Source organism: Chitiniphilus eburneus (genome assembly GCF_005048205.1).
GTDB lineage: Bacteria > Pseudomonadota > Gammaproteobacteria > Burkholderiales > Chitinibacteraceae > Chitiniphilus > Chitiniphilus eburneus.
Map to the genome: position 1 here is coordinate 1 of NZ_SUMF01000052.1, position 11,953 is coordinate 11,953.

An 11,953-nucleotide genomic window follows, 5' to 3' on the forward strand; every position below is an offset into this window, starting at 1 on the left:
CCTCCACCACATTGGCGTGCGTCCACGCCGACACGGGCCCGGCCAGCGCACCGGCCGAGCCGGGCGCCGCCCAGTCCGCCAGCCTGCTCGTCGGCGCGTCGGCCGCCTGCGCGGCGAACGCCAGCAGTGTATCGGCCAATTGTGCCACGGTGGCGGCGTCCAGCCGCCGCGCGGCATAGGCCAGGGTCAACGTCATGCCGTCGGTGCCAAGCAGGAAATCGACGCTCAGGTCGAAGTGCGCCTCGCCGGCCGCCGCGCCGGCCAGTTCGATCCGCAGACCGGCAACCTCGCGCAGTGTGGGCGTCGCCGCCTGCTGGGTGCATTTCACCTGGAAAAGCGGGTGCTCGCCGGCCCGGCGCTCCACCTGCAAGGCGTCGACCAGCGCGTCGAACGGCAGGTCGGGATGCTGCTGCGCCCCCAGCGCGGTGTCGCGCACGGCGGCCAGCAATTCGGCAAAGGTCATGCGCGCGTCCACCTCGCCGGCCAATACCTGCAGGTTCAGCAGGTAGCCGATCAGGCCATGCGTTTCGGCCTTTTGCCGATTGGCCATCGGCGTGCCGATGCGAATCCGTTCCTGCCCGGTAAAGCGATGCAGTGTGGCCTGCAACAGCGCAACCACCACCATGAACAGCGAGGCGCCGGAATCCTGCGCCAGTTGTTGCAGGCGCGCCGTCTGCGCCGCGGGCAGCAGCACCGTATGAGCGCCATCGCCGGCCGCGCCGTCTTGTGGGCGCGGCAGTGCCAGCGGCGCATATTCGCCATCGTCGAGGCGGCGGCGCCAGTAGTCGAGCTGGCGTTCCTTCTCGCCAGCCTCCAGCCAGTTGCGCTGCCACAGCGCGAAGTCGGCGAACTGCACCGGCAATGGCGCCAGCGACGTCGGCTGCCCGGTAGCAGCGCTCTCGTACAGCGCCAGCAGTTCGTCGATCAGGATGCCGATGGACCAGCCATCGCCAGCGATGTGGTGCAGTACCAGCCCCAGCGCGTATTGCCCGTCCGCCAGTTGCCACAGCGCGCTGCGGAACGGCGGCTCGCGGTCCAGCGCGCAAGGCATGCTGATCAGAGCCTGTTCCAGTTCGGCCAGTGTCGCGGCGCGCTCGCACTCGGGCAGGTGGCGCAGGTCGGTGAGCGGCAGCGCAGGCGCTGTCGCCGGCAGGATCTGCTGCCACGGCTCGCCATCGTCGTCGGCCGGATACACGGTACGCAGCACTTCGTGGCGCTCGACCAGCCGTCGCAATGCCTCGCCCAGCGCGACCACGTCGAGCGCGCCGGCAATGCGCAGCACGCCGCCCATGTTGTAGGCGGCGCTGTCCGGGTCCAGCCGCCAGGTCAGCCACAGGCCCCGCTGGCCGTAGGACAATGGTGGCCGGCCGTCGCGCGGCGCCGGCACAATGGGTAGTTCGGCGAAGTTCAGCCCCGCATCCTGCAGGCGGGCCAGGAAGCCACGGCGGGCTTCCGGCGTCAGCGCGGCAAAGCGATGGGCGATTTGTTGTGCATCGAGCGGCATGGATCAGACCTCGAATTCGTCGAGCAGACGGCTCATTTCGGATAAACGTTGGTGGCGGTCGCCCAGGCCGGCGGCGGCCAGCGGCTCGGCCAGCGCGGCAAGGGTGGGATGGTCAAAGAAAGCGCGTATCGGCAGCGTGGCGGCGTGGCGCTCGGCCAGCAGCGCCGCCACTTGCAGCGCCAGCAGCGAGTGCCCGCCCAGTTCGAAGAAGTTGTCGTGGCGGCCAACGCGCGCCACGCCCAGCAGTTCGGCCCAGATCGCAGCCAGCGCCGTTTCCGCCTCGCCCTGCGGCGGCACGTAGCTGGCGGCGTTGCCCAGCTCCGCCGTCGGTAGCGCCTTGCGGTCCACTTTGCCGTTGGGGTTGAGTGGCAGTGCATCCAGCACCATCAGCACGCTCGGCACCATGTAGTCGGGCAGGTGTGCCGCCAGGGCGGCACGCAATGCGGCCGACTCCAGCGACTGGCCGGATACGTAGCCCACCAGCCGCGCGCCGGCCGGGCCGTCCTGCGCCACCACCACCGCTTCGCGCACGCCGGGCTGTGCCAGCAGTTGCGCTTCCACTTCGCCCAGCTCGATACGGAAGCCGCGTATCTTCACCTGGTGATCGATACGGCCCAGGTATGCCAGTTGGCCATCGCCGTTCCAGCGCACCAGGTCGCCGGTACGGTAGAGCCGCCCGCCCTGAGGATCGAATGGATCGGCGACGAAGCGCTCCGCCGTCAGGCCCGGCCGGCCGAGGTAGCCGCGCCCGAGCCCAAGGCCGCCGAGGTACAACTCGCCCGCCACGCCTTGCGGCGCGAGGTTGAGGTCACCGTCGAGCACGTAGGTCGCGGTCTGGCTGATCGGGGCGCCAATGGGCACCGAATGGGCCGTCGCATCGGCGCGGCAGGTCCAGTGCGTGACGTCGATGGCCGCTTCGGTCGGGCCATAAAGGTTGTACAACCGCACCCACGGCAGCCGGTCGAACACGCCATGCTGCGCTTCCAGCGGCAGCGCCTCGCCGCTGCACACGATGCGGCGCAGGCCGGTGCAATCCTCGATGCCGGGGTGCGCCAGAAAGGCTTGCAGCATCGGCGGCACGAAGTGCAGCGTGGTGACCGCGTGCTGCCGGATCAACGCCACCAGCCGCGCCGGATCGCGATGATCGCCCGGCCCGGCCACTGCCAGCCGCGCGCCCACCATCAGCGGCCAGAAGAATTCCCACACCGAGACATCGAAGCTGAACGGCGTCTTTTGCAGCACGGTGTCGTCCGGCCCCAGCGCGTACGCCTGCTGCATCCACGCCAGGCGGTTGAACAGCGCGCCATGGCGGTTGCCTGCACCCTTGGGGCGGCCGGTGGAACCGGAGGTGTAGATCACGTAGGCCAGTTGTTCCAGGTGCACCGCCACGTCGGGATCGTGCGCGGGTGCGTCGGGCAGCGTCAGCGTATCGAGCGCCAGCACCGGCAGGCCGGCATCGTGTTCGATCAGTGTCGCCAGCGCGCTATGGGTCAGCAGCAACGAAAGGCCGCTGTCCGCCACCATGTAGGCAAGCCGGTCGCGCGGGTAGTCCGGGTCGAGCGGCACATAGGCGGCGCCTGCCTTGAGGATGGCCAGCAGCGCCACCACCAGTTCCACCGAGCGCTCCACCGCCACGCCGACCAGCGCTTCGCGCCCGACGCCACGCTGGATCAGGTGATGCGCCAGCCGGTTGGCACGTGCGTTCAGTTCGCCATAGCCCAGTTGCACGTCGCCGAAGCGTAGCGCGACCGCATCGGGCCGACTGCGCGCGTGTTGTTCGAACAGCCGGTGCACAGGTTGCGCGCCGACATGGCGCTTGTCATTGACGCTCCACTGGCGCAGCGTGGCGCGCTCCGTGTCGCCATGCAGCACGATGTCGCACAGCGGGCGCGTCGGCCGCACCGCCAGCGCGGCGCTCAGTTCGGCCAGCGCCGCCGCCATGTCGTCGCAGACGCGCGCGGCGCAAACCGGCCGGGCGGACTGCGCCTCCAGCACGAAGGCATCGCCCAGATCGTCGATCGACAGCGTGAGCGGATAATTGGTGCGTTCCGCCGCCGCCAGGATTTCCATGCCTTCCCATTGCCGCGCCGGCGCGGCGTCGTCGCGTGCGCTGTAGCGGTAGTTGAGCAGGCTGGAGAACAGCGGCGTGCCGCCAGGCAGCGCGCTGCATCGCTGCGCCAGCGACAGGCTGGCGTGCTCGTGCCGCAATAGCTGCGCCAGCCGCCGATGCGCCTGCGCCAGCCCTTCGGCCACGCCGGCGCGGCCGATATCCAGCCGCAGCGGCAGCGTGTTGATGAACAGCCCCAGCGCGCGCCGGGCGCCGCCGCCCTGCATGCGGCCGAACAGCACGGTGCCGAACACCACATCGCGCCGGCCGGTGGCACGCGCCAGCACCAGCGCCCACGCCAGGTGGCACAGCGTGGCGGCGGCGACACCGTGGCGCCGCGCCTGTTCGCGCATGGCGGCCGCCAGCGGGTCAGGCAGGCGCAACGCGGCGGTATCGAGATCGCCCCCGTCGCGCTGCACGTCCAGCAAGCCGAACGGCGCGGTCGGCTCGGCCAGATCGCCCAGCATGCGGCGGAAATACGCCTCGTGCTCGGCCTGGCTGACACCCAGCCGCGCCTGCGCCACGAAATCGCGGAACGGTACCGGCTCGGGCAGCCGCTCGGCCTGGCCGCGCTGGATCAGGTCGATCTCTTCGACCAGCAGTTCCAGCGTGGTGTGATCGGTGATCAGGTGATGGCACGGCAGTTGCAGCAGCCAGCGGCCGGCCGGCGCGTCGTGCACGGCGATGGCGTGGATCAGCGGCGCGCGCTGTACCTCGATGCGGTAGTGGCCGTTATCGACGTGCCGCGCCAGCCTTGCCGCCGCATCGCCGGCAGGCTCGCTGTCCAGCCATTGCAGGCGCAGTGGTGCCTTGCGGCAGACCACCTGTACCGGCTCGGGAAACCCATCCCACAGCACGGCGGTGCGCAGGATGTCGTGGCGCGCGATCACCTGCTCCAGGCTGGCGACGAAGCGCTCCAGATGCTTGCGGCTGGCGAACGACAGTGCCTGGGTGGTGACGTAGACATCGCCGCGCGTTTGCAACGCGTGGTGGAACAGGATGCCTTCCTGCAACGGCGCCAGCGGGTAGATGTCCTGGATATTGGCTGCGCCACCGGGGATCAGCGCCTCGATCCGCGCCAGTTGCGCCGGCTCCAGCGCCACCAGCGGCAGCATCTCCGGCGCAAGCGCGGTGCAGTCGGGCGGAATGCCATTGGGCGGCACCACCACGGCAGGCACGGCCTCGGTGGTGGCGATCGCGGCGGCGAGGTCGGCCAGTTGCGGATACTGGAACAGCGCGCGCACTTCCAGCGCCCAGCCACGCCGTTGCACCGCCTCCACCAGCCGCAGCGCCAGCAGCGAATGCCCGCCCAGCTCGAAGAAGTTGTCGTGGCGGCCAACACGCGCCACCCCCAGCAGCTCGGCCCAGATCGCCGCCAGCGCCGTTTCGATATCGCCCTGCGGCGGCACGTAGCCGGCGCTGGCGCTCAGCTCCGCCACCGGCAGCGCCTTGCGATCCACCTTGCCGTTGGGGTTGAGCGGTAGTGCATCCAGCAGCATCAGCACGCTCGGCACCATGTAGTCGGGCAGGCAGGTGGACAGCGCAGCGCGCAGCGCGGTGGAATCCAGCGAATGGCCCTGGTGCGCGGCCACGTAGCCCACCAGCCGCGCGCCGGCCGGGCCGTCCTGCGCCACCACCACCGCTTCGCGCACGCCGGGCTGTGCCAGCAGTTGCGCTTCCACTTCGCCCAGTTCGATGCGGAAACCACGAATCTTCACCTGGTGATCGATACGGCCCAGGTATTCCAACTGGCCGCCGCCGTTCCAGCGCACCAGATCACCAGTGCGGTAGAGCCGGCCACCTTCTTCGAACGGATCGGCGACGAAGCGCTCCGCCGTCAGGCCCGGCCGGCCGAGATAGCCGCGCCCGAGACCCAGGCCGCCAAGGTACAGCTCGCCCTCCACGCCTTGTGGCGCCAGGTTGAGATCGGTATCGAGCACGTAGGCGCTGCGCTCGCCCATGGGCCGGCCGATGGGCGCGTAGGCCGAGGCAATGCCGTGATCGGCGTCGGCCTTGAACAGCACCGGCGTCACCACCGCCTCGGTGGGGCCGTAGCCGTTGATCAGCCGCTGCGGGCGCAGATGGGCGCGCACCGCGTCATAACCTTCGCGCGGCATTGCTTCGCCACCGAAGGAGTACAGGTGCACCGTGGGGCAGTCACCGTCCTGCCGGGCACTTTCGGCCAACTGCCGCAGATAGGCGGGCGGGAAGCCGGCGTTGCTCACGTTGTGTGCCGCCAGCGCCTGCAAGGTGGTCTGTGCGCTCCACAGCGCGTCGTCGCGCAGCAGCACCGACGCGCCGCAACCCAGCGCGGTGAACAGCCGCTCGTGCGCGCCATCGAACGCAAACGACAGAAAGTGCAGCTCGCACGATTGCGGCCCCATTTCATACAGGGCCGCCGTTTCCTGGCAGTGCATGCTGAACGGGCCGTGCGCCACCGCCACGCCCTTGGGCTGGCCGGTGGAGCCGGAGGTGTAGATCACGTAGGCCAGTTGATCGGCGTGGATCGCCACGGCGGGATCGTGCACCGGCTCATCGTCCAGGCCGATCCGGTCCAGCGCCAGCACCGGCAATGCGGCCGGGCGGGGAATGTGCCCGGCCACCGCGTCGTGGGTCAGCAGCAGCGACATCCCGCTGTCGGCCACCATGTAGCCCAGGCGCTCGGCTGGATAGGCCGGATCGAGCGGAACGTATGCACCACCCGCCTTGAGCACCGCCAGCAACGCGGTCACCAGGTCGAACGAGCGCGCCATCGCGATGCCGACCCGGCTTTCCGGGCCCACGCCCAGGCGGATCAACCGGTGCGCCAGTTGATTGGCGCGGCGATTGAGTTCGGCATAGCCCAGCCGCTCCGTGCCCAGCAGCACGGCGGTGGCGTCGGGACATTCAGCGGCACGGCGTTCGACCAGCGCGTGAATGGGCTGGGCAACGGCCAGGCGGGCATGGCTGCGGCCCCAGCGTGCCAGTCGTGCCGCCTCGTCGCCCTCCGGCAACACCACATCGCCGACGGCGGTATGCGGTGCCTCGGCCAGCGCCTTCAGCAGCGCCTGGTAGTGCGCGCTCCAGCGCGCGATGGTGTCGGCATCGAACAGCTCGGCGGCGTAGTCGAAGCGCACGGTCAGCGTGCCGTCGTCGTGCTCGTGCGTGGTCAGCGTCAGTTCGAACTGCGCCGCCTGCCCGCCGAGCGGGTAGTCTTCCAGCGTCAGCCCCGGCAATTGGTTCAGCGCACGCAGATCGCCCTGCATGTGGTTGAACATCACCTGGAACAGTGGGCTGACGCCCAGCGTGCGCTCCGGTTGCAGCGCTTCGACCAGTTGCTCGAACGGCAGGTCCTGGTGCGCCTGCGCGCCCAGCGCGGCTTCGGCGGTGGCGTGCAGCAGGCGGCCGAGCGGGGTGCGGCTGTCCAGCGTGGCGCGCAGCACCTGGGTATTCACGAAAAAGCCGATCAGCCCGGCGGTTTCCTCGCGCTGGCGGTTGGCGGTGGGCACGCCGATGCTCAGGTCGGTCTGCCCGGTATAGCGGTGGAGCAGCGCCTGGAACGCCGCAAGCAGCGACATGAACACGGTGGCGCCTTCGCCCTGCGCGCGCTGGCGCAAGCGCGCCGCCAGCGCGGACGGCACGATAGCGGTATGGCTGGCGGTGCGGTAGCGGGCGCTAGGCGAGCGAGGATGGTCGGTAGGCAGTTGCAGCACGGGCTGCCCGGCGCCCAGTCGGTCGCGCCAGTAGGCGAGCTGGCGGTCGCGCTCGCCGGCTTCCAGCCAGTTGCGCTGCCACGCCGCGTAGTCCGCGTACTGGATGGCCAGCGCCGGCAGGCGGGCCGCCTCGCCAGCGCAATGCGCGCGGTAGTGCGCGACGAATTCGTCGACCAGCACCTGCATCGACCAGCCATCCGAGACGATGTGGTGCATCACCACCACCAGCACGTGATCGTCCGACGCCTGGCGGATCAGCGCCACCCGCAGCAGCGGCCCCTGGGTGAGGTCGAACGGAGTGGCATTGAAGCGCAGCGCGGCAGCACGCACTTCGGTATCGCGCTGCGCCGGCACGGTACCGCTCAGGTCGATCAACGGAATATCGAGTGGCGATGGCGGCAACACCTGTTGCGCCACGACGCCGTCTGCGCCGGGGCGAAACACCGTACGTAACGCTTCGTGGCGCCCCACCAGCGCGGCAAAGCCAGCGCCCACGGCGTCCAGCACCAGCGCGCCGCGCAGCCGGATCGCCCCGGCGATGTGATACGCGGTGTCTTGCGGTTCCAGTTGCCACAGGAACCATTGCCGCAACTGGGCGAACGACAACGGCAGCGGGTCCGCGTCGCGCGGCGCGGGCACGATGGGCAGGCGGGCGAAATCGAGGCCCTGCTGTTGCAGCGCTTGCAGGAATACGCCCTGCCTGGCGCGTGGCAGGCGGGCAAAACGCTGCGCGATGTCGTGGAGATCGAAGGTCATGTCGGGGCCTGCAATGGATGGGCGATGGAGGGCACGGCGGCGGCGGGGCGGGCGGTGGCAGATGGCGCGCGGAAAAGGACGTTCATGCCGGGTGCTCGTCTTCGAGCGTGTCGAGCAGCGCGCGCATGCGCGCCGCCGCATCGGCATCGGCGTCGCGGTCCCCCGCCCGCGCTGCCGCCAGGGTGGCGGCCAGGTCCGCCAGCCGGGGCTGGCGGAAGTAGTTCGGCAACGGCACCTTGGCGCCAAGCCGTTGCTGCACTCGGGTCTGTACCTGTAGCACGGCGAGCGAATGCCCGCCGAGCTCGAAGAAATGGTCGTCGCGCCCCACGCGCGCCAGCCCCAGCACCTCGGCCCAGATCGCGGCCAGCACCGGTTCGACGTCGCCCTGAGGCGGCGCATAGACGCGCTCGACCGCGCCCGGTTCGGGCAGCGCCTTGCGATCGACCTTGCCGTTGGCGTTCAGGGGCAGCGCATCCAGCACGACGAAGCGAGCCGGCACCATGTAATCGGGCAGCACCTGCGCCAGCGCGCCGCGCAGCATCGCCGCATCGGGCGATTGCCCGTGCTGCGGCGACATGTAGGCGACGAGTTCCAGCCCTGCCGCGCCGTCGCGCGCCAGCACCACCGCTTCGCGTACCTGCGGCTGCGCCAGCAGTTGCGCTTCGATCTCGCCCAGCTCGATGCGAAAACCGCGAATCTTCAACTGGTGATCGATGCGCCCCAAGTATTCCAGCTCGCCGGATGTGTTCCAGCGCGCCAGGTCGCCGCTACGGTAGAGCCGCCCGCCATCGCTTGCGAACGGGTCGGCGATGAAGCGCTCAGCACTCAGGGCGGGACGATCCAGGTAGCCGCGCGCTAGGCCAGCGCCGCTGACATACAGCTCGCCCGGCACGCCGACCGGCACCGGGTTGAGCGCACCATCCAGCACGCGGATGCCCAGGTCGGGAATCGCCACGCCCACGGGGCTGCGCGCTTGCCCCAGGTCGGCACGGGTGATACGGCGGAAGGTGACGTGCACCGTGGTTTCGGTGATGCCGTACATGTTGATCAGCTGCGGAGCGGCATCGCCGAAGCGGTCGAACCACGGGCGCAGGCTTTCCGGCTCCAGCGCTTCGCCGCCGAAGATCACGTGGCGCAAGCCAAGGGCGGATGAATCGCCAGCCGGCAGCGCATGAATCAGTTGCGCAAAGGCGGATGGCGTCTGGTTGAGCACGGTGATCCGTTCGCGGGCAAGCAGCGCAAGGAAATCCTCGGGCGCACGGCTGATCCAGTACGGCACCACCACCAGCCGGCCACCGGTGCACAGCGCGCCGAAGATTTCCCACACCGAGAAATCGAAGGCGTAGGAATGGAACAGCGTCCAGCTATCGTCGGGGCCAAAGGCGAACCACGGCGCGGTGGCCGACAACAACCGTGTCACGTTGTCGTGGCAAAGCTGCGCGCCCTTGGGCCGCCCGGTGGAGCCGGAGGTATAGATCACGTAGGCGAGGTTGCCGCCGTGCACCGCCACGGCGGGGTCGGTGGCCGGTTCGGCGGCAAGGTCCAGCGTATCGAGCGCCAGCACGGGCACGGCGCCGTCGCGCGCGAAACGCGATGCCAGATCATGTTGGGTGAGCAGCAGCGCGATGCCACTGTCGCCGGCCATGTAGTCCAGCCGTTCCTGCGGATAGGCCGGATCGAGCGGCACGTAGGCGCCACCCGCCTTGAGGATGGCGAGCAGCCCCACCACCAGCTCCACCGAGCGCTCGACGGCAACGCCGACGCGCACTTCCGGGCCCACGCCCAGCGCGATCAGGCGATGGGCCAGCCGGTTGGCGCGTGCATTCAGTTCGCCGTAGCTCAGCCGCGTGTCGCCGCAGGCCAGTGCCGGCGCGTCGGGCGCGTTCGCGGCATGCCGTGCGAACAGCCGGTGCAACGGCGGTTGCTCCGTACTGGTGTCGCGAGCGTCACCCCACGTCCGCAGCATGGCCGCCTCGTCGGACGCCAGCAGGTCCACGTCGTCCACCGCCTGCGCCGGCTGGTCGGCCAACGCCGCCAGCAGCCGCACATAGTGCTGCGCCCAGCGCTCGATGGTGGCGGGTTCGAACAGCTCGGCGGCGTACTTGAACTGCAACTCGACCTGGCCGGCTTCGTCCTCGAAGGTCTGAAGCGTCAGCTCGAACTGCGCGGCCGGCTGTTCCAGCTCCAGCCGTTCCACCCGTAGCGCCGGCCAGTCGGCCAGCGCCCGGCGATCGTGCCGCAGGTGGTTGAACACCACCTGGAACAGCGGCGAGACGCCCCAGATACGCGTCGGTTGCAGCGCTTCGACCAGTTGCTCGAACGGCAGGTCGGGGTGGGCCTGCGCACCCAGCGCCGCGTCGCGCGTTTTCGCCAGCAACTGCGCCAGCGTGGTACGCGCGGCCAGTTGTGCACGCAGTACCTGCGTGTTGACGAAAAAGCCGACGATGCCGGCTGTATCGGCATGGTGGCGGTTGGCGGTGGGCACGCCGATACGCAGGTCGGTCTGGCCGGTATGGCGGTACAACAATGCCTGGAAGCCAGTGAGCAGCAGCATGTACAACGTGGCGCCCTCGGCCTGCGCGCGCTCGCGCAGCGCCTGCCCCAGCGTCGCCGGCAACTGCGCGCTCACCTGCGCCTGGCGGTAGCGGCCGTCGGCGCGGCGCGGATGATCCACCGGCAGTTGCAGCACCGGCTGCGCCTCGCCCAGTTGGGCGCGCCACCACGCAAGCTGACGCTGGCGTTCGCCGTCGTCCAGCAGGCAACGCTGCCACGGCGCGTAGTCCAGGTACTGCACCCGCAGTTCGGGCAGCCGCGCGGGCCGCGCTTCGCATTCGGCGCGGTAAAGCTCGGCCAGTTCGTCCAGGATCAACTGCGTGGACCAGCCATCCGACACGATGTGGTGCATCACCACCAGCAGGCGGTGTCGGCCGGCGTCCAGCCGCAGCAGGCTCAGCCGCAGCAGCGGGCCGTGTTCAAGGTCGAACGGCGTGGCGCACAGCCGGCGCGTCTCGTCGGCCACTGCTACCTGCCGCCGCGCTTCGGGCAAGGCATCCAGGTCGATCCGGTGCAGCACGTCGGCGGCAGGCGGCAGCAGTCGCTGCGTCAGCGCGCCGGCCTCGTCCTCGGCGAACACGGTGCGCAGCGATTCGTGGCGTTCGATCAGCGCCCGCAACGCTCGCGCCAGCGCCGCCGCATCGAGCGCGCCATCGAAGTGCAAACCACCGCTCAGGTGGTAGGCAGCGCTGTCGGGGTCCATCTTCCACAACAGCCATTGCCGTTGCTGGGCGAACGATGCCGGCGCGCTGTCGCGCGCGGTGCGCCGCTCGATGCGCGCCACGGTGGGCGCCGGTGTGGCGCCACCCCGCAGCCGTTGCGCCAGCAGCGCGCGCTGGGCATCGCTCAAGCGGGCGCGTCGTTCGGATAGATCGTGCGTTTCGGACATGCGTCTTCCTCAAGGCCAGCGTCTGTCGACGCGGCGTCTCAAACCGTGGCGGGCTCGGCCGCCACGGCGTTTTCCAATTCTTCGATCAGCCGGGTTTCGATCTGCCGCGCCAGCGCCGCAACCGTGGGCGAACGGAACAGCGCGCCCGGATGCAGCTCGACGCCATAGACCTGCCTTACCCGCGCCAGCATCTGGATTGCCAGCAGCGAATCGCCCCCTAGCTCGAACAGACTGTCCTCGGCGCCGATGCCGGCGATGCCGAGGAACTCGCCCCACAACAGCGCCAGATCCGCCTCCAGCCCGGCCTCGGGCGCGATAAAGGACGTGCCCAGCGGTGGACGCGGGTGGCCGGTGCGCGCTGGCACGGGCTCGGCGCCCAGGCGCTCGGCCAGCGCCAGCGATGGCTGCGCCGTCAGCACGGCGGACAGCAGCATGGTCTCGACCGCATCGAT

The 11,953-nt window shown here is 69.9% G+C and carries 4 protein-coding genes; all 4 read right to left on the bottom strand.

Annotation, left to right across the window (positions count from 1 at the left end):
• The coding region (locus FAZ21_RS19500) for a condensation domain-containing protein (RefSeq protein WP_246038791.1) at positions 1-1,504 on the bottom strand (1,504 nt) is incomplete at its 3' end.
• 3 nt (positions 1,505-1,507) lie between these two features.
• Entirely contained in the window at positions 1,508-8,059 is a 6,552-nt protein-coding gene (locus tag FAZ21_RS19505) for a non-ribosomal peptide synthetase (protein WP_136775102.1), read from the bottom strand.
• Between the two features lie 82 nt (positions 8,060-8,141).
• Positions 8,142-11,501, bottom strand: coding sequence for a non-ribosomal peptide synthetase (locus FAZ21_RS19510; protein WP_136775103.1), 3,360 nt, complete (start codon positions 11,499-11,501; stop codon positions 8,142-8,144).
• 38 nt (positions 11,502-11,539) lie between these two features.
• A partial coding sequence (locus tag FAZ21_RS19515) for a phosphopantetheine-binding protein (protein WP_136775104.1) occupies positions 11,540-11,953 on the bottom strand: 414 nt, incomplete at its 5' end.

Coding starts and splice junctions, on each gene's coding strand:
- FAZ21_RS19505 (WP_136775102.1), bottom strand. CDS start 8,059: ATGACCTTCGATCTCCACGACATCGCGCAGCGTTTTGCCCGCCTGCCA.
- FAZ21_RS19510 (WP_136775103.1), bottom strand. CDS start 11,501: ATGTCCGAAACGCACGATCTATCCGAACGACGCGCCCGCTTGAGCGAT.